We start from the raw sequence: 26,276 nt of genomic DNA on the forward strand, positions 1-26,276 counted from the left end.
CCCTCCCTCCAGGAGGAACCTCGCATGCCAAGCCAAGCCGCATCCGACAATAAAGCCGTAAACGACCGGGAACTCGCAGAACAGCGCACCATACTGGCCTCCAAGCCCCAGCGCATGGTGTTCGAAACCACCAACCGCTGCAACCTGCGCTGCAAAATGTGCGGACAGTCCCACCGCGACTTCATAGGCCACGACCTTTCCCTTGATGTCTTCAACCGGACCGAACCCTACTGGAGCACTCTGTACGACGCCTCGCTCTTCGGTTGGGGCGAGCCCCTGCTCAACAAGAACCTGGGCCGCTTTTTCGAGTTGCTCAGCCAGGCGGGGCCGAAAATTTTCGTGCTGACCAACGCCATGCTGCTCAAGCAGGACCTCATCGACCGGTTTGTCGCCGGCGGGCTGGCCTACCTGAACTTTTCCGTGGATGGGGCCACCGCCGCCACCTACAACCGGATACGCCGAGGGTCGGATTTCGACACGGTGATCGGCAACATCGAAAAGGTGGTGGCCACGCGCCGGCGCATGGGAGCCGTCGATCCCTATCTGCGCATGGTGTTCGTGGGCATGCGCTCGAACATCGAGGAGTTTCCCGACTACGTGGACTTGGCCGCCAAGCTGGGCATGGACGAAGCCAAGATGGTGCACATGATCGCCTACGGGCAGGAGATGGTCCCGGAAATTCTCTTTGATCACAAGGAACTCACCAACTCCGTACTGGACGAAGCCGAACGCCGGGCCAAAGCCCACGGCATCCGCCTGACCATTCCCGACCGCTTCGACCTCTCGGGCAAGCCGGCTTCGGTTGAAGGCAAAGCCCTGCACAAAAGCTGCCCCCGCCCCTGGGAGGAAATCTTCGTGCAAAGCGACGGCCGGGTGCGCCTGTGCATGCTTTCCAAGGACATCATGGGGGACCTGAACACCACCGACGTGGTCGACATCTGGAACAACGAGGCCTTTCAACGGGTGCGCGCCACCATCAACACCAAGGACGCCACCTCCACCTGCGCCAATTGCCCCCAGTACAAGGAAATGAACGTCAACGACCGGGCGGCGTTTTTGCAGGTCTCCACCGAACTACCTGGGTCCAAGCCCGCGGACGGACAGGAATCCGCCGGCGGAAGCAACGGGTGAAAACCGCCGTCGTCCTGAGCGCCGGCCTGGGCACCAGGCTTCGCCCCCTGACCGACACCGTGCCCAAACCCATGGTCTTGGTGGCCGGCGTCCCCCTGCTCGAACGCACGGTGCGCCATCTGGCGGCCCATGGCGTCACCGACGTGTGCGTCAACCTCTACCACCTGCCCCAGGTGGTGTTCGACCATTTTGGGGACGGATCGCGCTTCGGGACGCGCCTGCACTTCACCGTCGAAACCGAGCTGCTCGGCACGGCCGGGGCCTTGAACGCCTTTCGCGAGCTTCTGGGCGCACCGTTTTTCGTCTGGTACGGCGACGTGTTTTCCACCCTTGATCTGACGGCCATGGCCCGGTTTCACGCCGAAAAGCACGGCGCGGCCACGGTGGGCCTCTACCGGGTGGACAACCCCACCCAGTGCGGCCTGGTGGACATGGCCCCTGACCTGCGCATCACCCGTTTCGTGGAAAAGCCCCCGGTGGCCTTTACCGACCTGGCCAACGCGGGGGTGTACGCGCTCTCCCCCGAAGTGCTGGATTTCATCCCGCCAGCGGGTTTCAGCGACTTCGGCCACGACATCTTTCCAGCCCTGCTCCAGGCGGGAAGCCCGCTGTACGGCTACCCCATCGACGAATACCTCATCGACGTGGGCTCGCCCGAGAAGCTGGCCAAGGCCGATCGGGACGTGGCCGCCCTGGAGGCCAAGGCCGGAGTGCGCGCGTAATGCGTCCCTGCCTGGTCCCCCAGTCCTTCGACGCCGAGGTGCTGGGACGCCCCTACTTTCGCGTGCTGCGCCTGGACCCGGAGGCCCTGGGCCGGGAACTGGCCGCCCTCCCCTGCCCTTGCATGGCCGACGCCAAAATTCCGGCCGAGGACGTGGACGGAGCTAAGACGCTGCAACAACTGGGCTTTTTCAAGGTTTGCGTGCTGTTTCATCTGGCTAGAAACCTGACCGAGACCCACCGCTCGACCACGGAAGACGCCACGCCATCGGGCTCCATGCAACCCGACGCTCCCTGTCTGGACGCCCTTACGGCCAACTTTCGCTACAATCGCATGAATCTCGATCCCTTTGTGCCGCCGGACCTGGCCTTCGCGCATCAGCGCCGTTGGCTGGCCAACACCTTCGCCTCGTCCGAGGTGCTCAAGTTCACCGGCCCCCGGGCCGTGGTGAGCTTTCGCCGCGACGATCACCTGGCCCGCATCGACCTGGTGAGCGTGGTCGGACATCGTCGAGGTCTGGGCACGCGTCTTTTCGCCGAACTGTTCGCCTGGTGCGCCCGCGAGGGCCTGTCCCGCGTGGAAGTGACCACCGAGGCCGAAAATCTGCCGGCCTGGCGTTTCTATATGAAAAACGGTTTTGAACCCGTGGGCGCGTCCTGCGTGTTCCATCTGCATCGAGGAGACTGGCCATGATCATCGCCAAATCGCCGGTGCGCCTGAGCCTGGGCGGCGGCGGCACGGACCTGCCCGCCTATTACGAAGCCCACGGCGGGGCCGTGCTCTCGGTGACCATCGACAAGTATTTCTACACAGTCCTGCAGGAGATTCCCGGCCGCAACATCGAGATCGCCTCGTCGGACTACCAGCTCCACCAGCGCATCCGCGACCTGGACCAGGCCAACCTCCAGGACGCTTTGCGCATCCCCAAGGCGGTGCTCCGGCATTTCGGGGTCAAGGACGGGGTGATGCTCTCGCTCAAGTCCGACATCCCGCCGGGGTCGGGGCTGGGACTTTCCGGCGCCGTGGCATCGAGCCTAGTGCGCTGTCTGGGGGCCTACGTGGGCAAGGACCTGGACAAGGCGGAAATCGCCCGTCTAGCCACCCACATCGAACTCAACGTGCTGGGGCGCCCCATTGGCATGCAAGACCAGTACGCCTCGGCCTTCGGAGGACTGAACTTCCTCACCTTCACCGCCGAGGGAACCCATGTGGAGCCCGTACGCGTGCCGGCCGAACGCATGGCCGAACTCAAGAGCCACCTCATGCTCTTTCACACCGGTTCTTCGCGCGACTCGGCCGGCATCCTGGACAAGCAGCGCCAGGCCACGGCCAAACGCGACCAGTCGGTGCTGGACGCCTTGCACCAGGTCAAGGGCATGGCCTTTCGCATGCGCGACATTCTCGAAGGAAGCGGCGACATCAGGGAGATCGGCCGCCTGCTGGACGAATCCTGGCAAAACAAGAAACGCTTCGCCACGAACGTCTCCAATCCCGATATCGACGCCTACTACGACAAGGCCCGGGCCTGCGGGGCCCTCGGAGGCAAGATCACCGGGGCCGGAGGCGGCGGCTTTCTGCTCGTATTCGCCGAGCCTGACCGCCAGGAGGCCATCAGCCACGACCTGACCGCCATGGGGCTTCAGGAACTGGTGTTCGAGTTCGAACGCGGCGGCTCCCAGCTCACCCTGGACAACGCCGGCCGGTTCAAGTCCACCATCACCCCGGAAGGCTACCTGCTGGGCATGCGGGCCGTGGTGGGACGCCTGGACAACGTGCGCATCGCGCGCATCGCCGACATGTTGCTTGCCGCCTACCGGGACGACAAACAGGTCTTCATCATGGGCAATGGCGGCTCGGCGGCCACGGCCTCGCACTTCTGCTCCGACTTGGCCAAGACCGTGGCCGTGAACGGCAAGCGGGGCTTTCGGGCCATCCCGCTCACGGACAACATCCCGCTCATGACCGCCTGGGGCAACGATGTGGGCTTCGAGGACATCTTTTCCGGGCAGCTGCGCAATCTGCTCAACCCCGGGGATGTGGTCATCGGCATCTCGGGCGGCGGCCAGAGCCCCAATGTGCTCAAGGCCATGCGGCTGGCCCGCGAGCGTGGGGCGCGCACGGTGGGATTCACCGGATTCACCGGCGGACGCCTCAAGGACTTGGTGGACGAGTGTTTCATCGTCCCCTCGGGCAATTACCAATTCATCGAGGACGTCCACATGATGCTTGTGCATCTGCTCACCAGCGTGGTGCGCGAGCGTCTGACCGAAGACTGACCACGGGACCGAATCCGGCGTTTTCTAGCGGGAAAAGCCTGAAGACGGTCACCGTCGCAGCGTGCGAGAAAAAATATTTTCTCTTTCCCTCGGGCCGCGACAACGGGGAGACGACCGCAAAGCCCCGTGGAGCCTTGTCGCACAGCCTTTGCCCGGGGTGCGAGCCTTTACAAATCGACAGGCCCGACCGCCACGAGGAGCAACCAAGGCCTTGACAGTGAACGGACATACGGGTAAACGAATCCTCCGCCTACGCGGGTTGGGCCGTTAACTCAGTCGGTAGAGTACCTGCCTTTTAAGCAGAGAGCCGCAGGTTCGAATCCTGCACGGCCCACCACAAACGCCACGTCCCCATCGTCTAGTGGCCTAGGACGACGGCCTCTCACGCCGTTAACACCGGTTCAAATCCGGTTGGGGACGCCAAGAAAATTAAGGACTTAGGGAAAACCCTAAGTCCTTTTTTTGTTCCGGACACATCCCGGACACATTTTCCAAAATCACGCCGGTGTCCTAGGAAACCGATTTGACTCGTTTCATTATCTCTCGCGCTTACCTTGCCATGGAACATGGCTTCACTTTTTAACCCAATTAGCTTAGGAAATATCGTAAGAAGCTAAAGGTTCAATGGTCATCGTCCTCCTAAAAAAAGAGCCTGCAAACATAACAAGGAGCACGTTTTCCAATGAACAACGTACAAGCATCGGCTATTGATGGAATCAGCTTTCAACAGAATCTCTCTGTCGATGGAGATACAAATGCCGAGTTTTGGGAAGCTAGAAAAGGTAGATTTGCGTTCGGGATGGACCAATGAAGCAGGTGACTTCACACCATGGATGGCGCAAGAAGAAAATTTGGCACTGTTGGGTGACGCCATAGGATTACAGCTTGAATTGGAAGCTGAAGAAAAAAACGTTGGACCATTCCGAGCTGATATTTTATGCAAGGACATTGCCACAAATGAATGGGTTCTAATTGAAAATCAGCTAGAAAGAACTGACCATACTCATCTCGGACAACTCATTACATATGCCGCAGGACTTGAAGCTGCAACGATCATTTGGGTTTCAGCCAACTTCACAGATGAACATCGAGCCGCACTTGACTGGCTTAATCAGATAACAGACTCAGGGTTCAAATTTTTTGGGTTGGAAATAGAACTATGGAGAATCAACGACTCATTGCCGGCTCCCAAGTTCAATATAGTTTCCATGCCGAATGACTGGCTAAAATCTGTCAACAAAGGGAAGGCAGGAGCAGTCTCGGACTTCACACCAACTCAATATTTCTACGTTAGCTTTTGGTCTGGACTATATGACTATATGAAAGAACAGCACACTTCGCTACGACCAACAAAACCTTTACCTCAAAACTGGATGAACATATCAATCGGACGTAGCTATGCCAAGCTTAATGCATCAGTTAGCATAAAGGATGGATGGATTGGAGTCACCTTATGTTTAACAGGCGACAAATCGAAACAGGTCTATTCATTTCTGGAAAACCAAAAGGATGCAATCGAAGAAGAATATGGTCACGCACTGTCATGGCTTGGAACACCAAGAAAGATAGAAAGCTATATCTCTTACAAAACAAATGAGTTTAATCTTCAAGACAAAGAAAAACAAACCCTATGCTTTAAATGGTATGTCGAAAATCTTGAACGCTTTTACAACACTTTAGGGAAACGAGTATTAAGCACCGAGTTCAAAACGGCTGCTTCAGACTAGCATTGACCACAAACCTTTTGCTAACGGTCCATTGAGTTCATGAGCTAAAATCGACAAAAAATTAACGGGTTAGGGTTTCCCCCTAACCCGTCTCAATTCAAATCACGCCGGTGTCCTAGGAAGCCAAAGCGACCTTCTTTCCTCCTCTCCCATCCATGACGGAACTCAAGGCCTCACGGGTCTGGTTGAGTCCCAGGCCGTGCAGGTACCTCGTGGTGGTCGTAGGGCTCTTGTGCCTCAGGATGGCCTGTATGACGCTCACAGGCTGCCCCTCATGGTAGAGGATCGATGCGGAGAGGTGACGGATCGCATGGTACGAGAAAGTCTTCACCCCGGCCTTTTCACACAACTTCTCCAGGAAGTGCTGACGGTTCACAAAGGGTTGTCCGAAAAACTTCTTGCAAAACTGCTCCTCGCCAAGGTTCACGAAGACATATTCGGATTGCACGGGTCGCTCGGCCAACCAAAGTTTCAAGACTTTGGAAAGAGTATCAGTCATTGGTACCTTGTCACATTCGGTATTGCCACCTTCCCTTTTCCGAGTCCAAATGGTGATCGCTTGATTGCCGAAGTCCACATCATCGACCTTCAAACGAAAGACTTCACTTTTCCTGGCTGCAAGATGAAGGAACGTCAAAAGCATTACCTTGTCTTGTCCAGAGGTTAAGTTGAAAACTTTCCAAAAGTCGTCCTCTGACGGAACATACCGAGGAGACCTTTTTTCTGGAAACCGTTCAACTTCCATGAACACGTTGTCAGTCTTTGGAAATCCTTTGAGATATTTCCGGCCCCAATTCCAACCGGCAGCAAGGTTCTTTCGGTCTCGATTGGCTGCATATCCAGAACGCTTTTTGTTCTGAATACGAAGAAATTCCATTACAGTTGGAAGATCAAAGTCTTCAACAAGAGTCTGTCCGCCAACGTGTTTAATGAATCGTTTAGCCGTTGACAACTTTTCTGCAAAGGTCTTTGAAGATTGAACATCCTTGGAGTGGTCGAGATAGTTGTTCATCCAATCAAGACAGGTCGGCGAGACCGAAACGGTTGTCGTCCGGTTCTTCTCTGACACCTTCCGTTGCTGGTTTTCCCAATCCACCGCATCCCTGTAGCTCTTTTTGGAATCGTCTTTGAACCGTTTTTCCTTTCGTTGACCATTTATCGTTACAACACCCTTCCAACGAGGGGTCGAACGTTTGTCGAGTGTCGGCATGAATCTTCTCCTTGACGATGTTCTCAAAAAATCGAAATGTACCCGGAGCAACTTCAACTCCTCCCCACTGCTTGTGGTACTTCCTCACAGTGTTGGGTGCTATCCTCAACACTTTTGCGAGTTCGCAAACAGTAAGAGTTGCGCCAAGTTCTTCCAGGGCCATTTCTCGGTTCCTAGTAAAAAGGTTGAGACCCTCCTTAGCCCAGGGGAAGGACTTTGCCAATTATTCTAGATTGTTTTGCAAGTTCTCATACATCAGCATCAAGGTCATACATTCCATTCATCATGCTTCATCAGTTCATTAAACGCCTGAGTATTCATCATGATTCATAGAAATTCTCTATTATACCTATCAGAAAAAATCATGGGCAGGCACAACCCCACCCATGATGTGTGTTCGAAAAAGTCAACATGGCGAATACAAAGTCGATCAGTGTAATTTTCGTCTAACCATTTGTTACACAAACGAACCTTACCCATGTCGACGCTAGATATTATTCATCAAAGCCTTTTCCACTTCCTCCTTTGAAACACCGAGGTATCGTCTAGTGATAGACGGTGTCGAGTGATTCATTCTCAAAGACAAGACTTCCCAGCTAGTACCATGTACTGTTCTCTGGATATAGCAAAAAGTCTTCCTCAGTGTATGCGCACCCAAGTTAGATTTTATATTTAACAACTTGCCCCAAGACTTAACCAACATCGTTACTCGATGCACAGTCAATGGGTAGTTTTTCCCCTTTCGACTTTTAAAGATGTAATCATCATCTTTTGGCATGACAACATTAAAATAGTTGTCAAGAGCATATTTGATTTCTGAGTTGATTACTATAATGTTCATTTTATTGGTCTTGCTCTCCTTTATGGAGATTCTGTCTCCAATACTCTTACCTCTCAAGTCAGCAGCCTTAAACCTAAGAACATCGCCCACACGGATTCCACTGTTAATCGAAAGAACGAAGAGCAGTAAATCACGGGGTTGATCCGCAAGAATCTTTTTTAGACTCTTGATTTGCTTAACATCAGTAATTGGTTCAACTTTCAAGGAGCACCTCCAATGTCAGTTTCTATAAGAATATTGTAAAATATGACTTTAAAAACTGCACGGACCATCTGGACAACAACACCAACAACATAACACATTGCAATATTTGATTTTTACAATAACTATCGACCAATGTCCGATTTTATGTAAAAACGGACTTTCACAAACGTCATGTTGTCACACGCTTAATCAAAATGCCATGCCCAATATAAACATGGCATTTTGATGTCAGACACTTACACTTTCTTAAGGATTATGCAGCCGCCATCAAAAGAGACAGAAAACTCATCACCCTCTGAAACGTTGAAGTCACTCGGAATGAATGACATCAAAGGAATTCTCAAAACCCCCTTACTGTTCACAATTAGATGTGAGTTGTTCCTTTTAAACAACCCCTTAATCTCAAAGAATGTTTTCTCGTCACTCATCAATTTTGCAGCATACTGCTTAAGAGTTTGCTTGTGACGTATGTTCATACGATCCATTATTTCATGTGCATGAAGACCGGCCTGAATACAATCCATCAAAACTGTAGGATTGTACTTCGATTCTATCTTCAAATGAGTTTCAGCAGCACCAACGCTTTCATTCTTCTTACCCATTTTACCGACCTGGATTGCCCTAGGGTTTTCTTGGACACCAACTTGGACGTATGGATCGATCGTCCTGGAGGTGTCGGATGGGCAACGAATCGACGGGTCGGAAGCGGTATTGGGCCAAGCACAAGGCGCAGGTCGTTCTCAGGCTTCTTCGCGGTGAGGACCTGGAACACGTCAGCCGCGAGCTTGGCGTCACGGCGGCGGAACTCAGCGAGTGGCGCGATATGTTCCTTGAAGGCGGAGAATCCGGGTTGAAACCCCGTCCGGTCAGGGAGAGCGTCGAGGTGGACCGGCTCCAGTCCAAGATCGGCGAGCAGGCCATGGAGATCGAGCTGTTGCGGGAAAAGATTGTCCGCATGGAGCAAAACCGCCCTTTGGCCCACAGGCGGTCGAGGAAGTGAGCCGCACCTCTTCCGCCTTCACAGGCAGGCCTTTCGGCGTGACCAGGGTCTGCCGCATCTGGGACGTGGCCCGTTCAACGGTGTACTGGCGACGCCAGCCCTCAGACACGGAGCCCAGGCGTCGCGGTCCTCGTGGTTTTCACACCGACGTCGAGCTGGTGGGCGAGATCAAGGGCGTCCTCGCGGAAAGTCCGTTTACCGGCGAGGGGTACCGCAAGGTCTGGGCCATGCTGCGCGACAAAGGCGTGCGGACCTCCAAGGAGCGCACACTCCGTCTGATGCGCGAGAACGACCTTCTTGCGCCCAAACGTCCTGGCAGGCCGCACGGTCCCAAGGCGCACACCGGCACGATTAGAACCGGGCGAGTGGACGAGATGTGGGGCACGGACATGACCACAACCATGACCCTTGCGGAAGGCAACGCCTCGATATTCTTTGCCATCGATCACTGCTCGCTGGAGTTGGTCGGCATCCATGCCGCCAAGCGCGGGACCCGGCTGGAAGCCCTGGAGCCGATCCGGCAGGGCGTGCGCCGCAGCTTTGGGGTGTTCGACAAGGACGCAGCGGCCGGACTGACGCTACGCCACGACCACGGCAGTCAATTCATCTCGGAGGATTTTCAGCGGGAGATCGCCTTCCTTGGGATCAAGGACTCGCCGTCCTATGTGCGCGAGCCCCAAGGCAACGGCATCGCCGAGCGTTTCGTGCGCATCCTCAAGGAAAACCTGCTCTGGGTGCGAGGCTTTCAGACCGTCGAGGACCTGCGTCAAGGACTGCTGGCATTCAAGGAAACATACAACACTCGCTGGCGGGTCGGGCGGCATGGCTACAGGACGCCCGAGCAGTACCGGCAGAAGCTCCTTGCGGCCATGGGCAAGGCGGCATGAATTAGACGAGAAACTGTCCAAGAAACCCTGGACCGGTACAAAACCAGCAGGAGTCGAAGCAACAGGCAAGGCCTGGCATTTTTTCTAAAAATAGACCCGAGAATCACTTTTGTCCATGAGAATGGAAAATTTAATTTGTCTTTTTTTGAAAAAATCTATGTGAACAATTCCTAATCAAGCATGTATGAGCGAAAAAACGAAGAGCATCATACAAAACACTCTCAACGGGTAAAAATAGGGCTGCACCCTCCTAACTGCATACTTTTCTCAATCAAGATACGCATCAGCTTCATTCAAGATGCATACGGCAATGTGTTTGGATCCGATTCTTCCCATCCGGGATGGTTGATTTTTCCACATTCTTTGGGCGTTTTTTCTTATCATCGGCACAAAAATCAAGGATTATACAAAACTTTGTTTGCGTGAACTCAAAGACAGACAAGCAGCCCCCTCTTCCCGATCTACTTCGACGTGAACCAAGAAAAGAGGGCTTGCAACCTTACTCGACGATTCTTGTGAGTACGATCTTCTCACCGTCGAGGGATACGCTGAACTTATCTCCAGATTTGAACCTTTGGTTATCAACGAGTTCCTGATTCAACTCATATATAGTCGATTTTCCAATTATTAAACTTTCACGACCATTGATATACGGATCACCTGTTTTCAACTTTATCTTAGTCGGCCTCGAAAGATCCAGCCTGGGTGCCCCCTGGAGAATAGCCTTTATATAAACCTTGTCGACGAGTGGCAACGATATATTGTACTTTCTTGACAACAGGACAGGATCAACTACATCATTATCATTTTTATCTTTATGATCTTGGATAAACATTTGGACGACGTTATCCATTTCATCTTCACTAAGAGTTCTTCTTCTTTTTTCTTTTTCAGCCATTCTCTTCTCTCCTATCAGATTCAATACAGGTTATCCTTGCAAACTAGAATGACACTCAACATTGGAATGACCATGGTTTCCCACATTTGCACCCATTCGCAGCATGGGGTGCTAAATATCCTGGGGTGAGACTTTTTGTTTTCCCACTCTGACACAAAAATCTGGGCGATTTTGACAATACCTTCCCACTTTGTGGAAAACCACCTAAGTGAAGGCCAGACATCATTCTGACGAAATTGTCGTCAATCTACCTCGATCCTTTCCCGCTCTGACCTTTCACTGAAGATTTCTTCAATGTTTGCACGGTGTTTTACTATTAGCGCAACACCGATCTCTGCGACATCTTGAACACTTTGACCATGTTCCGTTGGATCGATAGCTCCAATGAGATGGAACAGCTTTTCAAGCGGTCTCAAGGTCGAAATAATCTTATCAAAGTCATCCAGCCTTTGCATAGGGTCGCAAGCCATCTTTTCTTCCTCCCTTGGAACTTTTGAAAAAGTTCCCCAGGATAGCCTGGTCCCAGTAGCCGGTCACGGGTTGGACGAGGATCCAGGGTTCGACCTATACAGGACAGGGGTTGAAACCGATTTTCGACCAAGGATGGCCCTTCTCTGACCCAACTGAAGGGCAAACCATCTGGAAGGGGCGATTTTATGCGATTCCGGGTGGGGTATGAAACAGGAGGAGAGTTCAGGGGCCTTCCTGCCACGGGGGAGTCGCTATTCTTCCCGTTGCCGGATTCCGGATCCTGGGGTAAAACTCTACCGGAGGGCAGTCCCGGAACCAGCCCGGAAAGGGAAAGGGTCAAGACTTCTGCCGTTCAACTATGGATATCTTTACCAAGGAAAAACGTAGCGAGATAATGCGGAAGGTTAAAAGCAAGGACACCGGACCTGAAAAGAAAGTTCGATCCATGCTTCACTCCCTTGGTTATCGATTCAGACTTCATCGAAAGGACCTTCCTGGGACTCCGGACATTGTCCTTCCTAAGTATAAGACTATCATATTTGTTCATGGTTGTTTCTGGCATGGGCATCCGGGGTGTACGAAAAGCAAAACACCAAAAACAAATGCTGAGTTTTGGAATAAAAAGATATCAAATAATATTGAGAATGACAGAAAAAATCTGTCAACTTTGTCCGCGTTGGGATGGAACGTCGTGATCATTTGGGAGTGTCAGGTCAATAAAGATCTAAAGAAAATGTTATTGGATGTTATTAAATGAACTACACTGTGATTGATCTTTTTTCTGGCGCTGGCGGGATGAGCTATGGCTTTAAAGCTCATGGTGATTTTGTGATCATTGGGGCCGTTGACGCTCAGCTCGGTAAGCCTAGCAACGGAAGCGGAAACCTTGATTGCAACGACACATACGAATCAAATATCGGTACCCGTCCAATAAATAAGAATCTTCACCTGTATGATCCTGAAGGGTTGCAGCAAGACATCGGCGTCAAGCGTGGTGATATTGACGTATTGATTTCTTGCGCACCATGCACAGGTTTTTCACGGGCAAACCCCCTGAACCACATAGTTGATGACCAAAGAAATTCTTTGGTCATTAAAAGCTTTAGGTTTGTCAGTCATTTTAGCCCAAATATTTTTTTGATGGAAAATGCAAGAGAACTGTTGACTGGAAAGTTTTCCTATCATTTCAAAAAGCTTAAGACATTGCTTGAAGAAGCAGGATATGATGTATATTCTAAGGTCCATTTTTTGAACAAATTCGGGCTACCGCAGACAAGAGAACGAGCTTTGATCGTTGCAGCAAAGAAAGGTTTCAAGTTGAGATCATTGGAAGACGTATGGTCAGGATTCAAGATTGATGCGAAATCAACCACAGTCAGGTCTGCTATTGGAGAATACCCTAGCCTTGCAGCAGGAGAACCGTGCCCAAACGATCCAATGCATATAAGCCCAAAGGTCAATGGTTGTACTCTTGAAAGGTTAAAAGCAGTTCCACATGACGGAGGATCTTGGAAGGATCTAGTGAACCATAAGTACAGGGATAGAATATTGACGCCAGCAATGAAACGATATGTTGAACAAGGACGCTTTGGGTCACATCCAGACGTATACGGTAGACTCTGGTGGGAAAAGCCATCCGTTACTATCAAACGGGAATGTGGACATGTTGGGAACGGGAGGTACTCACACCCAGAGCAGGACAGACTATGCACGGTCAGAGAGCTGGCGACATTGCAAGGGTTTCCATCAAACTACATCTTCAAGTCCAACTCTTTAACAAACATGTATAGACACATCGGAGACGCTGTACCTCCTTTGATCTCTTATCAACTAGCCTGGGTCTGTCATTGGATCCTCTCAGGCAATAAGCCTTGTGTTGACAATCTCATACTGAATGGAACACATCTATCCCAGGATGATATACTAAAAAGTACAGAGCAGCTCAAACTCGCTATCTAGACACCTTGAATTCCCATTCAGCGTGGACTTGACAAAGATCTTTCCTGAGCCCTTTTATTTGTAGCTTGCGTTCGCTTCCTCCGTCAAAGTACAATGCAAACTTCAACCTACCTTTCTCGTCGAACACCCTGCAGTACCCAGGCTTTGGCATCTGAGCACTTTTAAACATCATTTCAAGCTGTCCGCCTTCAGCCTCTTGGAGAAGCTTTTTTGGTATCTCAACCAACTCATATCTCCATGGATCACTCTTATTTAGCGTCCTTAATGTCAATATCCGTTCATATGAAGTCATATGATCAAGAAACCTCTGCCGTAATCCGACAAGCTCATCTTGCTTATCAGACCATTGCCCCTTCCCCATCTCCATAAATTTTGAGACATGTATGACCTCTTTGTTAATATGACTATCTGCTTGTGTTTTTAATGACATATTAACACCATTAACAGTAATATCCCTCCCAGGATTACCCTTTGGGGCTCTCTGCGCATCCATCCCATTTTCAAGGAAAGTTTGCTCGAAGACATATTCAAACTTATCCTTAGAGAATGACTCTGCCGAAAAACAGTGATGAAGTAGGAGCGCGTTGCCAAAATAGTCAGCAATAGCTTCTGTTATCAAATCAGATTCAGGATCATATGATGTCCTTATGTCACTGAGAAATGCTTTGGATATTTTATCCACCCAAATCAGCTGACCTACACTAAACGACTTTAAGTCTTCTGCTATTGAATTAAAAAGCCTTTCTCTTTTGGAAACCATTCGAGTGCTCCAAGTGCAAATTTTTGCGCACTTTAGCACCCACTGGTTGCCAAGTCAAAGATCATTAGATATCAGGCGGCAACGCGAACAAGCGAACAGAGACATCTTGACAAAGTGCTAACCATCAAAATTCTGTGGGTAACCTTAATGAAGCATATTTGCATGCAACATCCTGGACACACCGCCGGACACATCCCCAGGTGAGTCTGGTGAGCGACGTGAACGTGGTGAACGGGATTTTTCAAAGTATTTGAAGGTGTTTGAGAAAGTGTTAAAGGCAGCTCAGGCCCTCTCACGCCGCTAACAGGGGTTCAAATCCCCTTGGGGACGCCAAGAAATTCAGCGGGTTAGGACAATCTCCTAACCCGCTTTTTCTTTTGTCCACACGAAGTCCACATTTACGACTTCCCTGGTCGTGTATTGCGGTTCACTCGGTGGCTGCTTTCTGCATGCTGATCACCTTCCCCGGACCTCGCTGCCCCATCACCGCTTCCATTGCCTCGTGAGTCTGCTTGAACCCGAGAGTTTGCAGGTACCTCGTGGTAGTTTGCGGTGACTTATGCCTAAGAACAGCCTGGACTACGGCAACTGGCTGTCCTTCTTGATAAAGTATGCTTGCTGTGAGGTGGCGAATGGAGTGAAACCCGAACTCCCTCACCCCTGCTTTCTTGCACAGGCGCTCCATCAGGTGCTGCCTGTTGGTGAAGGGCTGGCCGAGGTATCCCTTGCAGAACGCGTGTTCCTCCACGTTCACGAACACGTACTCGGAGACGATGGGCCTGTGCTCCCACCACGCCATGAGGACTTTCTTCAGCCGCTGCACCATGGGCACCGGATCGGCCTCTAAATCGCCTCCTGCGCGCTTCCGCGTCCAAAGGGTGACGGTGTTCCCGGAAAAATCGATATCCTTCCAGGAGAGGCGGAAAACCTCCCCTCTCCGTGCGGCTAGAAAGAGGAATACCAGTAGCATGACCCGGTCCTGCCCCGTGGCCACTTCATACACTTTCCAGAAGTCCTCCTCCGAGGGCACATATCTGGGTTGGCGCTTCTCGGGGAAGCGGTCGATGATTTGAAAAGGACACTGCCCTTCAGGGAAGTTCGACAGATACCTCCTCCCCCAATTCCAGGCACTTATCAGAACCTTACGCTCCTTGTTCGCCGCGTATCCCGAGCGCTTCCTGTACTGGTCGGTCAGGAACTTCAGGGCTTCAGGGACGGTGATGTCGTCCAATTCGGTGGCACTCCCGAAGCGGCCGAGAGCCCGTTTCAACACCCCCTGCTTTTCAACGTAGGTCTTCCTGCTCTGGCGGGTTTTTACGAAGTCCAGATAGGAGTTTGCCAGGTCAATCAGCTTCGGCGAGCCCGTGGCGGTCGGGGTCGGTTTCTTCATAATGCGGCGCTGCCTGTCCTCCCACTTTTCGGCTGCCCGTTTGCTTTTCTCGGACCCGTCCGGGAACAACTTTTCTTTTCGCTTCCCGTTGAACGTGACGACACCCCGCCATCGCGGCGGATTGAACTTGGTTATCAATGCTGGCATTGAGAGCCTCCCGCACCTTTCGTTCAAAAAACCTTAATTTTCCTGGGGCTACTTCCACACCGCCCCACCGCTCGCGGTATTTGCGAACGGTGTTGACGCTTAACCCGAACATTTTCGCGAGTTCTTGAGGGGTTATTGCTCGGCCGAGCTCGCTGTCCAACGCATCAATGGCATCAAACACGACTCCTCCTTTTTACTTTTCGAGTTCGTGCACAAATTAAAAGTCAATTTCCTTTGTAGCACACCTAAATGAGTTTTTCAACATGCAATGTAAAATTTATGTGTTGTAGTTTTGCATGATCAATCTACAAAAACTAAATGGTTTTCAATTGGGCCTCTTTCGAGGCCCAATTGGTTTAGATTGTGTGATGCAGAATCTCTTCCACGCACTCATCAGTTATGCCCAGATAACAACGGGTGATACTGGGCGAGCTGTGATTGAGGCGTCGGCTGAGGACTTCCCAGCTGGTTCCGTATTTCATGCGCTGGAACCAGCAGAAGGTCTTCCTGAGAGTATGTGCTCCGAGGTTTTGCTTCAGCCCGATCATCGCTCCCCATTCCTTCACGAGCCGGGTGACTCGGAAAGTCGTCAGGGGATAGTTCTTTCCCTTCCGGCTGCGGAAGAGAAAGTGGTTCTCGTCGGGGCTGGCGTCTTTGTAGTATTCATCGAACGCCTTTTTAATCTCCTTGTTGACAACGAAGACGTTGGTCTTCCCTGTCTTTCTTTCCTTGACGGTGATGCTGTCGCCAAGCTTTGCATAAAGTAGGTGCTTTACACGAATCTCAGTGAGGATCGTTTGAACTCTTAATCCTGAGTTGATTCCAAGGATGAAAAGCAACTTGTCCCTTGGGTTGTCGTTGAGCAACTTCTTGATTGCCTTCACGTGCTGTTCCTCTCGAATAGGTTCAACTCGCATGGTCCCTCCTTGAATGTCCGTTTTCAGTTCCAGGATGGTAGAATCATCCTTTTGAAATGGCACGACGGGGGATGCCCAAGGGGCAATCCCATGTAACTAGACAAAATACTTCGACGTTTTCAGGGGGTGGGCTCGAATGTCCGTTTTACGGGAGAAACGGACATTGGGCAGGATACGATTTAATATCTCTGTAAAGGAGACAAAAATCTCGGAAGGAGAGGAAGGACTTTGCCGTTATCTATAGCAGTTAAAAACAAGAAGAAGGTCCCCATAAAGAGCACCTTCTTCACGCGAAATACTCCTCACAGCTTCTTTCGTATTACTACGATGATCGCTGCTTTTAGCACCTCTCTGAAAATCTCGTTTCGTATGATTTGAACAATTATTATTCCTACCGGAACAGGTAAAACTGGAACCATACTCTTCTCCTTTGTTAAGGTTGATCTTCATTGATGGGTAATATCTTTATGAAGGAAACCAAAACATCAGAGAGAAGTGCAGGAAAATAACACAACGCCTGGATTAATCTTGAACGTATATTGCTCAATACAAGAACTAGGCGGCAACCTAAATAGACGGAGAGCCCCCATATGGAGCCCTCCGCCATTGTCTTCTTTGTCTATCCTGTGTCGCCAGTCGCCACTCATAACGCCATTCACTCGCCATCAATTATGAATCAATAATCAAAAGATATAAAATCCATAGCGACAACATTGAGCTTGCAGAAGCAAACAAGAATGATCCATTAGGCTCGTACGGATCAAGGACCCACAAAAAATGCTCGTATGCTATATTAGAAATTATGAGTATTGGCTTCTCGTAGTTTCCAGGGGACAAAGAGATTATTTCTCTATTAATATTATTATATACGGATTATTGCTTATATTCTTTGATAATATCCTTGTATTTCGACATTGTAGAAACTCCAAGTCCTGTCTTCAAAGCAATATTCTTTCGAGTCACCTTCGTATTCGCTGACTTCAGTTCTTCACAGGCGATTCTGATACGCTCTTCAGTCTTCTCAGTCCTGACACTATGCGTATGCTTTGCTCCAGCCGACTGGCGACGAGCGATTTCCTGCTTGATGTCGTCGGCAGGAACGTCGCCCCTGTCGATGGGATAGTACTGCAACACTCCGATATTCCATTTGAATCTTTTCAACCATTCATCATTTCGGCGAAGCCAAACATACTTGGTGACGGAGTTGGCGACGTTTACCGCTTCGCGTTCTTCCAGGGGATGATCCTTCGCTATCTGACGAAGGACCTGCCAGTGGTCCATGGCGATGGACAGGACCTTTTCGGCAAACTGCTCCTGAGTCACACAGCCATGAACGGCGCGGTAGGCATCGGTGCGGGTCAGGTGAAACATGGTCATCGCCCTGCCAGTGTCATCAAAGAGCCCATCATGCTTGAAGTCCCTGGGGACAGGCTTGGCAAACTCGGCGAGGTAGTCCAGGTCGTAGGTCCTGTCTGCCCAATGGACTTTCCATTTCCGCTCGACGATGCCGTCCTCAGTGACGAGGATTTCCTTCCGAGGATTTTTGTAGAACGGATTGTTCATGGTCCCGCCGGAGTATCCAGGGTCGCCTCCCATCGCCAACGTCAACCCCGCCTTGACGGACTTAAAGTATTGGTAGGGTTTCAGATTGGCTCTGCCAGCGAAGTTCCCGAACGGCAGCGTCACCGGCGTCGCCAACTCGTAAAAAAGCTTCGAGTGTGAGGTCTCGGGCGAGATGATGGTGATGGTTGGTTCAGGGAAGCCTTCATCGATCCAGACGTTTGCCGAACCTTCCCAATCCAAGTCAATGCCAATGTATCGCAGTTCATTCTTGGGTAGATGTATGAATTGAGCTTCACTCCATGTATCGACATCATTGATGGCATATGCGTACTTCTCATGCTTGTTCTTCGAGTTCATAATCCATTTGCCAAAATGACTGATGAATCGCCTCGCAGGCTCTCTATTGGTCATAAAGCCCTCCTTTGCTCAAAGTATATCTGTATTGTATTGGGTGTTTCAGGACAGGGAGCCAGCAAGAGGTCCATTCCATCCCAGGTGATGAGGTGATCGAGCTAGGGCCAAGGACAGCGACGATGGCGCATGGCGTTTGCTCATGAGTGATGGGTTCAACAGGGGCCAGGGTAAATTCCCCGCATCCCACAAAATAAAAGAGAAGCTGGAGGACGCCGATGTCGCAAGAAGAGTGGTCACACCTACCTGTGAAGACAGGTGTGACCGGGCTCCTCACATCTTTTCGATGGGCTCGGGTGAGTCCAGGGGCTGATCCGCCTGCTCGACGATCCTGGTGAGAACGATCTTCTCGTTGTCGATCTCGATCTCGAACTGGTCGTTGGGCTCGTAAGTCGATCCAGGGAAGTCCAGCATGTTCCTTGTGAGGCGGACTTCGCCCTTGAAATTGACCATGGGCCTTTTCAGGTTTCGGACATAGAGTCCCGGCACCTCGTAGACCTTGCGGTCCCGTGTGATGAGCTTCAGGACGTGCTGCCTGAGGCTCTGCTTGCTGACCACGCCGAGGGCTTGCTGAATTTCGTCAGCGGTCCTCCCGGCGTTGATCATCTCCCGGAGGGTCTTTTCGTCAAACTTTGATTCGAAATGCTTCCTCTTGGTGGGATCGGCAGTTTTCTTAGACATTGAGATAACCTCCTGTGGTTTAAGAGGTAATATCTCTATGAAGGGGTCAAAAATCTCGGAAGCCGATTCCGCCGGAACCCTATGCGCAGGATCCTGCGCACGCGGTTTTCGTTGGGCAAAAGAAAAGGACCGGCTCGTCACCGGTCCATCGAAGGTGGGATTATCCGTCCCTTCTACGGGTGTGTAATGCCCAGCAACCTGTTTTCCTCCGTAATCCGCTCCTCCAACTCCATGAAGTAGAGAACGTTGACCAAGCTCAGGGACATGGCCTGGGTCTGTGCTGCGATGAGGTCTTCGAGCTTCAGGTCCAGCTTGGATTTGATATGTGCCAGAAAGGCTTCCATGTGTCTGTATTCCTTGTAATAGACAGCATTCCCAGGGTCACCGAAGTTCTGCTTGTTGGGAAAGTAAATCAGCTCTTCCTTGTCGAGGAAACCGATTTCAGGGTTATGGTATAGCGCCCGTCCCCTGGTCGCGTAATCCACCCACGTCTTCGAGTCACACGAGTAAGCGGGGACGAGGCTGATCAGGTTGGGGGTCGTCATACCGAAAAGGTGAACCTTGATCTTCGCACGGTAGAGCTTGTCAACCGCCTTGAAGAGTACCTTAGGATTATCCCGGTCATCCTCCTGACACTGGCCAATTGCAACAAGCGGGTACTTTGGTCTGGAATCGATGAAGAAGTCGATCTCATGGTTATGCAAGTTGTGGATTACAGGAACTGCTCTAATGCCAACAGCTTCCAGGTCCATCAACCGTTGAAGATTGTGGCCGAATCCGCTTGGAGTGAAGTCGTCGTCGAAACTGAACAAAAAGTCGTATCTGCCTTGCGCAAGCTTCGTATAGTCTCGATATTTGAAGAATAGCTTGTCGCTTTCGATCAAGCGAGACTGAACGCCGAGCTTCTTGTTGTTATTGATACTGAAAGCGCCACAGTCAAGGATTAACTCATTGATCATGCTCCTGTAAGTAATGGTGTAGTCCCTAGGACGTTGGAGTCCGTAGAAGGTGACGAGAACGTTGGGCTTCAAGTTCGGGTTGATCTTGTGCAGCCGCTTAATTACGGGGATACTTAAAGAAGAAAGGAATATCTTCATGGGGTGTTCTCCTGGGGGATGGCTCCTCCTGGTAATCCAGGAGGAACCTTGGCTTGTTGTTAATGACACTATTTCGAGGAATATGGCTCGCCTTCTTCTAAGACGCCACGCATACATTCCCTTGTGATTTCCCCTGAGATGACACGCTGGAGCAGTTTGGCTGGCGCATCCGGGGCCGCGAGAGAAAGACTATCCAGGTAGCGCATTTCCTCGTCCGTAAGATTCCCTTCAACCTGCAGGAATGCGCGGACTATTTCGAATGGCACATGAATGCCGACCTTCTTCAAGTTGTGAAACTGCATCGCCTCATTGACACGCCTGTTGTACTCATGACGAAGGGGCATCAATTTCGCCTCGTCTAAAAACGAGAACAGACTTGGCTCTTCACGGTCATCTTCTCTGAAGCGGAGGTGCGGAACAAGTTTCATTGAGCGCTCCTTATGGCCCCTCCGGCAGATTCCAGAGGGGCCTTGTCAGTCCTTGGGGGCTAGGCAGCAACTTCCTGGACGCTCTGAACATCCTGGACATCATGGCCCACCGTCAGCAGGCGGTCGATGTAATCTCTGAGCTTGATCAGATGATCGCGGTCGACCGTGCTATCCAGCTTGATTCCCTGGGTGGCTATCGATTCCAGCGAGTTGTAGAGTGTGAGAACCTGTTGCTCGATGTTCGGACCTGAAGAAGCATTGCCAGAACTGGCATCTGCAGAGGAGCCCTGGCTGTTTGTGTCGGAATTATCAGGGGCTCCGATGAAGTCCTTGCGCTCCAAATCGCCAGCGATAATACTTTCCAAGAGCCTGACCGCCTCATCCTTGCCCAGCTTCACCAAGTGCTTGCGTTCCTTGCTGGTCAGGGCGGTTTCCTTTCGCAGGAATGAAACCATCACGTCCAAAGGGAACTCAAGGTTCAGGCGATTCAGCGCCTTGACTTCAAGAATGGCATTGAACCGAAGGACGCGCTCATCATACGAGGCCTCCTCCAAGTCAAAATCCTCGCCCTCCAAGTAGGACTTCAGCGGATCGAGACCCATCGCATTCCGTTCCGCTTGGCTCTTCGAGGCAAAAAAGGAGCCGAACTCCGCCAAACGCTCGACGCCAAATTCGAGGTGCGTTTCCACCATGGGCACCCCGGCCAAATTCATGTACTTCTCCCGACTCCTCTTCTTGATGTTGGGCAGCTTGGTGAGAATCCAAGTTTGCCAGTCATTGCTATTTTCCTGGGTGCGGAGAGCCTTGAGCCTGAGAAGGCGCTTGCCCTGCATGAACGCGTAGAACGCATTGATCGCGTTGGTTTTGTTCATGACAAGATCGAGCGTGGTCTGGCACTGGTTGATGTCCTCAAGGATCTCGTCGATGCTATCGATCTTGTTGATCTTGTCAGAGAACAGCTTGCCCATGGTTGACAGAGAGTTGCTGTCCTTGAGGGTCTCGTCGAGGGGGCCGTGCTGCCCCACCCCACCGGTGGCTCCGTAGAGTCCGGTGCCAGCAACCTTCCAGGCAAAGGTGTCAACGCCTTCTTCAATATTCAGGATCGAGCTGATTTCCCCGCCAAGCCCGCCACCGAAACCGGATGCTCCTGTTCCGCCGGTGAAACCCATGCCCCCCGTACCGCCAGTCGAGCTGGTGGAGCTGTTGCCATTCGAATTGTGGGGTTTGCCAGGACCGCCGGTGACGGAGATGTTCGGCTTATTGTCGTTGCTCATAGTATCCTCCAAGACTGCCCCCTGTCGGGGGAGGTGGCTCTTTGGGGAGGCGGTCCCTGTGACCGACCCCATTGCGCCGTTGCTCTTGGATAATGGTCTATGCGAGGCCCACTTTGGGCTGTGGACAAGAGGTCCAGACACCTTTTGTCTCTCAGAAAGCCAAAAAGATCAGATAGATATCTGAGAAAATCTGAGGGAAGTTTTCAGACAGGTCGAAGGCGGGGTTTGGAGCGGGAGGAGAAGCCTCAAAGGCTGAGGACGTCTTTTATCGGGGGGAGTTGCTTCCCGTTTTGCATGGTGCAAAGGGGGTTCATGGTATCAATCTTGATGCAGAGATTTTCATAGTATTCGAAAAGTCTCTGCCTCTTCTGAAGGAGAGTGGCTATCTTGTCATTATGTCTGTGTTTCAAGGGAATTGCTTTTTTGAGCAGATCATGAACTTCATCAAAGTCTAAAGGATTATCTTCATCATCTTCATGGGCCTTGTCCCACATCCACAAAAGAATCAGTCGAGTCACATCAGCGCTTACGATGTGATCACCAGAAAGACAGAGCTTGTAAACCGCTTCCAGGGTTTCATCGCTTATGCGCTTTCTCGAAAAAATGCTGTCGATTGTGGCATTGAATATTTTAACGGCATGAAGTTCGAGCATAACCTGCTCAGGGTCTTTAAGTGCTTGCTTGTGGTCCAGCAGGATGCCAGACGTCTTGTCCAGGTCTGACATGTAATGATTAGGAGCGTCATCATCTATGCTCATCGCCCACTTGTAATACGAACGAAGCAAAGCATTGATGTCGGCGTGATTTTTGCTTTCAAATTTAACGGGTTTCCCTTTGAGGATGACATCAAGAGCCTCTTCTGTGTCCAAACCAATGTAGGCATTGCGATAAAGCCTATGAAAGCGCCGTCGCACTGCTTCTTCCAGACACGACAGTCTGTAAAAAGCGATGCGAGCTTTCGCTTCATATCGTTCCTCAAGGTACAGAGCATAAGGATGGTTCTTCGGATTGGGGTCCTCCATGTCAATCGAGTCTGAATTGAACCCCTTGCAACCCTCCTCTGACTCGATGACCTCCAACTCGCCAAGCTCATCGAAGTAAGCCCTATAATTTTCAATGACATGGGAGAAATGGCGATAGGCAGGGTTCCTCCTTTGATACTCCCAAAACCAAAAGGCGACGCTCCTGATCCTGTGGGAGTCAAAGCGAAGAACTTTTTTCTCGTTAGACTTCTTGGGCATGGTCCAGACGTAGCAAAAGCGCCTCTGAGCGACAACCCAGGCTGGCTCTGGGGAGTCGCCGCCAACTGAATCCAGAAGCGCAGGATACTGCGCATGCGGTCATAGCCTCTATCGAATCGCTGACCAGACGGGGGACACTGAAAACGGACGTTGGGCCATACCTGCGATTTCCTGCGATTTTGCCCAAGGGGGGATACCCAAACCCCAGGACCACCCCCCAATCCCAGGAAGGGGTTGTCCCGCGCGAATCCGGGGGCCAGGGGGAAGACGGGGGGTGGGAGACAGGGCAGGAAGCCCAAGGTGGCGAAGGGGGAAGGGTTGATTCCCGCCCCCTTTGTTCTCTTACAGGCAGGGTCTACGTCTTTCCTTGGACTGGCGTCAGGCAAGATGCCCACTGAGCAGGGGCTGCGAAGCAGTCCACGTGACAGTGGCTACCCTTGGATCAACTGAAGCGCCATCTTGGGCAAGGAGTTTGCCTGGGCCAGCATGGCTGTCGCAGACTGCGCAAGGATTTGGTTCGTGACCATGGTCGTCATCTCCTGGGCAACGTCCACATCTGATATTTGCGACTCGGCAGCCTGGAGATTTTCAGCCTGGATTTCCAGGTTCTGGATCGTGTTAGATAAGCGATTCTGTGTAGCACCCAACGCTGCGCGAATTTTATCTTTCTGAACAATCACACTGTTGAGCACGTCAAGGCTTTTCTGAGCCCTTCCCTGCGTCTGAATATCGACAACTGGTGTATATATCGTTGCCAAAGCGCCTACTGCGGACGGATCAACGGATCCATCATCAGACTGATATGCAACGGCAAAGCCTCCGCCTTTTAATGAAGTTACATCCGTTACATATTGATCATTGGCAACCACTTTGTTGACTCGAAATTCGTTTCCGACCTTTGCCCCGTTGTTGTCATACATTTGGCCAAATGTCCCCCAGCCTGATCCGTCTTGCCCGACAGCGCCCCATGTCACTACAAATCCGGTATCATTTACCCTTGCGAGCCTTGGCCACATTTGATTAGACATGTATGTAGTATTGACGTTAAACTCTGCTCCAAATTTTGTTCCATCTGCATTGAAAATCTGTGCAGTCGGATGAAACTCTGGCGACGCAGACGAGGGCTGGTTGTTCCAGGCAACAACAAACTTGCCATCACCTAGGGACGTTGTTGACTGAAAATTCTGCAACCATGTGGTTGTCGTATTTATTCTGTACTCAGACCCAATAAAATTACCATTTCTATCTACAATCTGTCCATATATACCCCAGTTTGAACCGTCTGGAGAAAACCAAGACACAGCATAGTTTCCATCTTCTAGCCTGGCAGTCGCAGGATATCTTTGATCAAGATTTGTTGTAGTATTGATCCTGAACTCCGACGTAAGTGAATTCCCTTCAGCATCAAACATCTTGCCGTATATCCCGTCTAAAGACCCATCCTGTCCAGTCGATGTCCACGTGGTAAAAAAACCACCGCCATCTGCTCCAACGGTGTTCGATCTATACTGATTGTTCGCTGTAGTAGAGTTGACTTGAAACTCAGAATTGATCTTGCGTCCATTCATATCGTATAATTGAGCGTAAACCCCTGTCCCTGACCCATCCTGATTAGCCGATGTCCATGAAACTACAAACCCACCATCGTCGCGAGCTGCAACACTGGGTTCGCTTTGGTTGCCATTTGTAAATGTATTAACCTGAAACTCATTTCCGACCTTATTCCCGTCCTGGTCGATTATTTGTCCAAAAATTCCATCACCTGATCCGTCTTGGCTCGAAGAAACCCAAACGGAAACCATATTGCCATTTTCTAGCCCTGCAATCTTTGGTTCTGTTTGATCGTTAGCAGTCGTAGTGTTTAATCGCAAATCCTGCGAAGTTGCCTCAAGAAACATTGGCTTTCCTTCGTCGAACTTACCGATTGCCATTCCATCAGGATCAAACAAAGACTCAATCTTTGAGCTGTTTATGTTTACGTAGTAATAATCCTCCGCAGATGAATTCCCTGTGCCAAAATGCACTTTCATTTGACCTGTTGACTCAAGTCCACTGCCATCATGTAGGCCAGACAAAGATCCATCTAATAGCTTGACCCCATTAAAGTCAGTTGCATTTGAAATTCTTTGAATCTCCATAGCCATGGCTTGGTATTCTGAATGAATAATTAATCGTTGTTCTTGAGTGTATGTTCCTGTCGCCGCTTGTTCTGCAAGCTCCTTCATCCTGATCAACTTCTCGTCGATGACCTGGAGCGCTCCATCAGCGGTCTGGATCATCGAAATGGCGTCATTGGCGTTCCTGACCCCTTGGTTGATGGTGCTAATATCCGAACGCATCATCTCGCGAATCGCCAGCCCAGCGGCATCGTCTGCGGCGGTCCCGATCCTCAAGCCAGACGACAAACGCCGCGTTGAGGTCGCAATCCCCCCGTACGCGGTGTTCAAATTTCTGGCGGTGTTCATCGCCATCAGATTCTGGTTGATGGTCAACGCCATGGTCCGGCAACTCCTTCCTGGTTCGCCGGGGCATCAAGCCCAATTCTTGCGTATCCACTTTCCCAAGTGGCTCTCCCCACGGGAAAAACCGCCATCAAACACGGCAAAATTTGCGCTATATAAAGTTTAGTTTACAATCAGCAGCAATATACATGCCTTGCTTGCTTATTCAGCTGGGTTGATGGTCCTAGACTGTCCGAAAAGGATGGTCCCATGGGCGAGATTCTTAAGGTTTTTGGCAAGCGCATGCGGTCCCTTCGCAGGGCGAAGGACATGACCCAGGAGCAACTTGCCGAACGGGCAGGATTGTCCCTACAAAGCGTAGGAGAAATTGAGCGCGGCAGGGGGAATCCGACCTTGGTGAACATTGAGCGGCTATCTGCTGCGCTGGAAGAAGACCTGACCGTCCTCTTTGACGTGGGGGACGTGGGGTTGACCAAAGAGCAGGTCCAGAATGAGCTGGAACAGCTTCTCGCCGGGGCGTCCGAAGAGCAGGTGCGGGCAGTCCTGACGATGGCCAGGGTCTTGATCCAGAAGTGACGAA

General features: G+C 51.1%; 25 protein-coding genes, 2 tRNA genes and 2 pseudogenes. 12 read left to right on the plus strand and 17 right to left on the minus strand.

What is annotated here, in order from left to right; translation table 11 throughout:
• Positions 1 to 24: 24 nt before the first annotated feature.
• The 7 genes from ACYQ01_RS19065 to ACYQ01_RS19095 all read left to right on the plus strand — a co-directional run bounded on the left by ACYQ01_RS19065 (position 25) and on the right by ACYQ01_RS19095 (position 5,855).
• Complete coding sequence (locus tag ACYQ01_RS19065; protein ID WP_459935407.1) at positions 25 to 1,131, plus strand: radical SAM protein; 1,107 nt, start codon at positions 25 to 27, stop codon at positions 1,129 to 1,131.
• A complete protein-coding gene (locus ACYQ01_RS19070; protein WP_459935408.1) occupies positions 1,128 to 1,853 on the plus strand; it encodes a nucleotidyltransferase family protein in 726 nt (241 codons plus the stop codon). Before ACYQ01_RS19065 ends, ACYQ01_RS19070 begins: the two co-directional genes overlap by 4 nt.
• Positions 1,853 to 2,545 carry a GNAT family N-acetyltransferase gene (locus tag ACYQ01_RS19075; protein ID WP_459935409.1) on the plus strand — a complete coding sequence of 231 codons (693 nt, stop codon included), beginning with the start codon at positions 1,853 to 1,855 and terminating at the stop codon, positions 2,543 to 2,545. The genes ACYQ01_RS19070 and ACYQ01_RS19075 overlap by 1 nt, the downstream gene beginning before the upstream one ends.
• Positions 2,542 to 4,128 (plus strand): GHMP family kinase ATP-binding protein, encoded by a 1,587-nt coding sequence (locus ACYQ01_RS19080; RefSeq protein ID WP_459935410.1) that lies wholly within the window; start codon positions 2,542 to 2,544, stop codon positions 4,126 to 4,128. Before ACYQ01_RS19075 ends, ACYQ01_RS19080 begins: the two co-directional genes overlap by 4 nt.
• Before the next feature lie 261 nt (positions 4,129 to 4,389).
• Positions 4,390 to 4,465, plus strand: a tRNA-Lys gene (locus tag ACYQ01_RS19085).
• A 10-nt stretch (positions 4,466 to 4,475) separates the two neighbouring features.
• Positions 4,476 to 4,551: transfer RNA gene (locus ACYQ01_RS19090), tRNA-Glu, on the plus strand.
• Positions 4,552 to 4,871: 320 nt separating this feature from the next.
• Positions 4,872 to 5,855: a DUF4268 domain-containing protein gene (locus tag ACYQ01_RS19095; protein WP_459935411.1), complete on the plus strand. Its 984-nt coding sequence runs from the start codon at positions 4,872 to 4,874 to the stop codon at positions 5,853 to 5,855.
• Between the two features lie 115 nt (positions 5,856 to 5,970).
• Here ACYQ01_RS19095 and ACYQ01_RS19100 read toward each other — a convergent pair whose 3' ends face one another.
• The 3 genes from ACYQ01_RS19100 to ACYQ01_RS19110 form a co-directional block, all read right to left on the minus strand.
• Positions 5,971 to 7,065, minus strand: coding sequence for a tyrosine-type recombinase/integrase (locus ACYQ01_RS19100; RefSeq protein WP_459935412.1), 1,095 nt, complete (start codon positions 7,063 to 7,065; stop codon positions 5,971 to 5,973).
• Positions 7,066 to 7,552: 487 nt separating this feature from the next.
• Positions 7,553 to 8,110: a tyrosine-type recombinase/integrase gene (locus ACYQ01_RS19105; protein WP_459935413.1), complete on the minus strand. Its 558-nt coding sequence runs from the start codon at positions 8,108 to 8,110 to the stop codon at positions 7,553 to 7,555.
• A gap of 236 nt (positions 8,111 to 8,346) precedes the next feature.
• Positions 8,347 to 8,712 (minus strand): hypothetical protein, encoded by a 366-nt coding sequence (locus tag ACYQ01_RS19110; protein WP_459935414.1) that lies wholly within the window; start codon positions 8,710 to 8,712, stop codon positions 8,347 to 8,349.
• A gap of 77 nt (positions 8,713 to 8,789) precedes the next feature.
• Here ACYQ01_RS19110 and ACYQ01_RS19115 point away from each other — a divergent pair, with 77 nt between their 5' ends.
• Positions 8,790 to 9,110: a transposase gene (locus tag ACYQ01_RS19115; protein WP_459931911.1), complete on the plus strand. Its 321-nt coding sequence runs from the start codon at positions 8,790 to 8,792 to the stop codon at positions 9,108 to 9,110.
• Complete coding sequence (locus ACYQ01_RS19120) at positions 9,107 to 9,997, plus strand: transposase (RefSeq protein ID WP_459931910.1); 891 nt, start codon at positions 9,107 to 9,109, stop codon at positions 9,995 to 9,997. Before ACYQ01_RS19115 ends, ACYQ01_RS19120 begins: the two co-directional genes overlap by 4 nt.
• A gap of 499 nt (positions 9,998 to 10,496) precedes the next feature.
• Here the strand turns inward: ACYQ01_RS19120 and ACYQ01_RS19125 are convergent, their stop codons facing one another.
• Together ACYQ01_RS19125 and ACYQ01_RS19130 are read right to left on the minus strand one after the other, a co-directional pair.
• Positions 10,497 to 10,895 carry a hypothetical protein gene (locus ACYQ01_RS19125; RefSeq protein WP_459935415.1) on the minus strand — a complete coding sequence of 133 codons (399 nt, stop codon included), beginning with the start codon at positions 10,893 to 10,895 and terminating at the stop codon, positions 10,497 to 10,499.
• Positions 10,896 to 11,137: 242 nt separating this feature from the next.
• Positions 11,138 to 11,365 carry a hypothetical protein gene (locus tag ACYQ01_RS19130; protein WP_459935416.1) on the minus strand — a complete coding sequence of 76 codons (228 nt, stop codon included), beginning with the start codon at positions 11,363 to 11,365 and terminating at the stop codon, positions 11,138 to 11,140.
• 359 nt (positions 11,366 to 11,724) lie between these two features.
• On the opposite strand from ACYQ01_RS19130, the gene ACYQ01_RS19135 reads away from it, so the two are divergent.
• Positions 11,725 to 12,123 (plus strand): very short patch repair endonuclease, encoded by a 399-nt coding sequence (locus ACYQ01_RS19135; RefSeq protein WP_459935417.1) that lies wholly within the window; start codon positions 11,725 to 11,727, stop codon positions 12,121 to 12,123.
• Positions 12,120 to 13,325: a DNA cytosine methyltransferase gene (locus ACYQ01_RS19140; RefSeq protein WP_459935418.1), complete on the plus strand. Its 1,206-nt coding sequence runs from the start codon at positions 12,120 to 12,122 to the stop codon at positions 13,323 to 13,325. The genes ACYQ01_RS19135 and ACYQ01_RS19140 overlap by 4 nt, the downstream gene beginning before the upstream one ends.
• Here the strand turns inward: ACYQ01_RS19140 and ACYQ01_RS19145 are convergent.
• The 12 genes and pseudogenes from ACYQ01_RS19145 to ACYQ01_RS19200 form a co-directional block, all read right to left on the minus strand.
• Entirely contained in the window at positions 13,318 to 14,085 is a 768-nt protein-coding gene (locus tag ACYQ01_RS19145) for a hypothetical protein (RefSeq protein WP_459935419.1), read from the minus strand. The two genes, ACYQ01_RS19140 and ACYQ01_RS19145, sit on opposite strands and share 8 nt — an antisense overlap.
• Before the next feature lie 427 nt (positions 14,086 to 14,512).
• Positions 14,513 to 15,475: a tyrosine-type recombinase/integrase gene (locus ACYQ01_RS19150; protein ID WP_459935420.1), complete on the minus strand. Its 963-nt coding sequence runs from the start codon at positions 15,473 to 15,475 to the stop codon at positions 14,513 to 14,515.
• Complete coding sequence (locus ACYQ01_RS19155; RefSeq protein ID WP_459935421.1) at positions 15,429 to 15,803, minus strand: hypothetical protein; 375 nt, start codon at positions 15,801 to 15,803, stop codon at positions 15,429 to 15,431. The genes ACYQ01_RS19150 and ACYQ01_RS19155 overlap by 47 nt, the downstream gene beginning before the upstream one ends.
• 175 nt (positions 15,804 to 15,978) lie before the next feature.
• A complete protein-coding gene (locus tag ACYQ01_RS19160) occupies positions 15,979 to 16,539 on the minus strand; it encodes a tyrosine-type recombinase/integrase (protein WP_459935422.1) in 561 nt (186 codons plus the stop codon).
• An 873-nt stretch (positions 16,540 to 17,412) separates the two neighbouring features.
• Positions 17,413 to 18,513: a replication initiation protein gene (locus ACYQ01_RS19165; RefSeq protein ID WP_459935423.1), complete on the minus strand. Its 1,101-nt coding sequence runs from the start codon at positions 18,511 to 18,513 to the stop codon at positions 17,413 to 17,415.
• Between the two features lie 273 nt (positions 18,514 to 18,786).
• Positions 18,787 to 19,194 (minus strand): hypothetical protein, encoded by a 408-nt coding sequence (locus ACYQ01_RS19170; RefSeq protein ID WP_243311679.1) that lies wholly within the window; start codon positions 19,192 to 19,194, stop codon positions 18,787 to 18,789.
• A gap of 173 nt (positions 19,195 to 19,367) precedes the next feature.
• Entirely contained in the window at positions 19,368 to 20,291 is a 924-nt protein-coding gene (locus tag ACYQ01_RS19175; protein ID WP_459935424.1) for a hypothetical protein, read from the minus strand.
• Between the two features lie 68 nt (positions 20,292 to 20,359).
• Positions 20,360 to 20,719, minus strand: coding sequence for a hypothetical protein (locus ACYQ01_RS19180; RefSeq protein ID WP_459935425.1), 360 nt, complete (start codon positions 20,717 to 20,719; stop codon positions 20,360 to 20,362).
• 59 nt (positions 20,720 to 20,778) lie between these two features.
• The gene (locus ACYQ01_RS19185) at positions 20,779 to 21,993 is read right to left on the minus strand and encodes a hypothetical protein (RefSeq protein ID WP_459935426.1); all 1,215 of its coding nucleotides are present in this window, start codon (positions 21,991 to 21,993) and stop codon (positions 20,779 to 20,781) included.
• Positions 21,994 to 22,238: 245 nt separating this feature from the next.
• Positions 22,239 to 23,234, minus strand: coding sequence for a hypothetical protein (locus ACYQ01_RS19190; protein ID WP_459935427.1), 996 nt, complete (start codon positions 23,232 to 23,234; stop codon positions 22,239 to 22,241).
• 431 nt (positions 23,235 to 23,665) lie between these two features.
• Positions 23,666 to 23,962, minus strand: a pseudogene (locus ACYQ01_RS19195) (flagellin); the annotation flags it as partial.
• A 1,238-nt stretch (positions 23,963 to 25,200) separates the two neighbouring features.
• Positions 25,201 to 25,732, minus strand: a pseudogene (locus ACYQ01_RS19200) (flagellin N-terminal helical domain-containing protein); the annotation flags it as partial.
• 213 nt (positions 25,733 to 25,945) lie between these two features.
• On the opposite strand from ACYQ01_RS19200, the gene ACYQ01_RS19205 reads away from it, so the two are divergent.
• Positions 25,946 to 26,272: a helix-turn-helix domain-containing protein gene (locus ACYQ01_RS19205; protein WP_459935428.1), complete on the plus strand. Its 327-nt coding sequence runs from the start codon at positions 25,946 to 25,948 to the stop codon at positions 26,270 to 26,272.
• Positions 26,273 to 26,276 lie beyond the last annotated feature (4 nt).

The organism is Fundidesulfovibrio butyratiphilus (assembly GCF_054657235.1).

Excerpts from the sequence above, each read along its gene's own strand:
- ACYQ01_RS19065 (WP_459935407.1), top strand. The coding sequence starts at position 25 with ATGCCAAGCCAAGCCGCATCCGACAATAAAGCCGTAAACGACCGGGAA.
- ACYQ01_RS19075 (WP_459935409.1), top strand. The coding sequence starts at position 1,853 with ATGCGTCCCTGCCTGGTCCCCCAGTCCTTCGACGCCGAGGTGCTGGGA.
- ACYQ01_RS19080 (WP_459935410.1), top strand. The coding sequence starts at position 2,542 with ATGATCATCGCCAAATCGCCGGTGCGCCTGAGCCTGGGCGGCGGCGGC.
- ACYQ01_RS19095 (WP_459935411.1), top strand. The coding sequence starts at position 4,872 with ATGGAGATACAAATGCCGAGTTTTGGGAAGCTAGAAAAGGTAGATTTG.
- ACYQ01_RS19100 (WP_459935412.1), bottom strand. The coding sequence starts at position 7,065 with ATGCCGACACTCGACAAACGTTCGACCCCTCGTTGGAAGGGTGTTGTA.
- ACYQ01_RS19110 (WP_459935414.1), bottom strand. The coding sequence starts at position 8,712 with ATGGGTAAGAAGAATGAAAGCGTTGGTGCTGCTGAAACTCATTTGAAG.
- ACYQ01_RS19115 (WP_459931911.1), top strand. The coding sequence starts at position 8,790 with ATGGGCAACGAATCGACGGGTCGGAAGCGGTATTGGGCCAAGCACAAG.
- ACYQ01_RS19125 (WP_459935415.1), bottom strand. The coding sequence starts at position 10,895 with ATGGCTGAAAAAGAAAAAAGAAGAAGAACTCTTAGTGAAGATGAAATG.
- ACYQ01_RS19130 (WP_459935416.1), bottom strand. The coding sequence starts at position 11,365 with ATGGCTTGCGACCCTATGCAAAGGCTGGATGACTTTGATAAGATTATT.
- ACYQ01_RS19135 (WP_459935417.1), top strand. The coding sequence starts at position 11,725 with ATGGATATCTTTACCAAGGAAAAACGTAGCGAGATAATGCGGAAGGTT.
- ACYQ01_RS19140 (WP_459935418.1), top strand. The coding sequence starts at position 12,120 with ATGAACTACACTGTGATTGATCTTTTTTCTGGCGCTGGCGGGATGAGC.
- ACYQ01_RS19145 (WP_459935419.1), bottom strand. The coding sequence starts at position 14,085 with ATGGTTTCCAAAAGAGAAAGGCTTTTTAATTCAATAGCAGAAGACTTA.
- ACYQ01_RS19150 (WP_459935420.1), bottom strand. The coding sequence starts at position 15,475 with ATGAAGAAACCGACCCCGACCGCCACGGGCTCGCCGAAGCTGATTGAC.
- ACYQ01_RS19160 (WP_459935422.1), bottom strand. The coding sequence starts at position 16,539 with ATGCGAGTTGAACCTATTCGAGAGGAACAGCACGTGAAGGCAATCAAG.
- ACYQ01_RS19165 (WP_459935423.1), bottom strand. The coding sequence starts at position 18,513 with ATGACCAATAGAGAGCCTGCGAGGCGATTCATCAGTCATTTTGGCAAA.
- ACYQ01_RS19170 (WP_243311679.1), bottom strand. The coding sequence starts at position 19,194 with ATGTCTAAGAAAACTGCCGATCCCACCAAGAGGAAGCATTTCGAATCA.
- ACYQ01_RS19175 (WP_459935424.1), bottom strand. The coding sequence starts at position 20,291 with ATGAAGATATTCCTTTCTTCTTTAAGTATCCCCGTAATTAAGCGGCTG.
- ACYQ01_RS19180 (WP_459935425.1), bottom strand. The coding sequence starts at position 20,719 with ATGAAACTTGTTCCGCACCTCCGCTTCAGAGAAGATGACCGTGAAGAG.
- ACYQ01_RS19185 (WP_459935426.1), bottom strand. The coding sequence starts at position 21,993 with ATGAGCAACGACAATAAGCCGAACATCTCCGTCACCGGCGGTCCTGGC.
- ACYQ01_RS19190 (WP_459935427.1), bottom strand. The coding sequence starts at position 23,234 with ATGCCCAAGAAGTCTAACGAGAAAAAAGTTCTTCGCTTTGACTCCCAC.
- ACYQ01_RS19205 (WP_459935428.1), top strand. The coding sequence starts at position 25,946 with ATGGGCGAGATTCTTAAGGTTTTTGGCAAGCGCATGCGGTCCCTTCGC.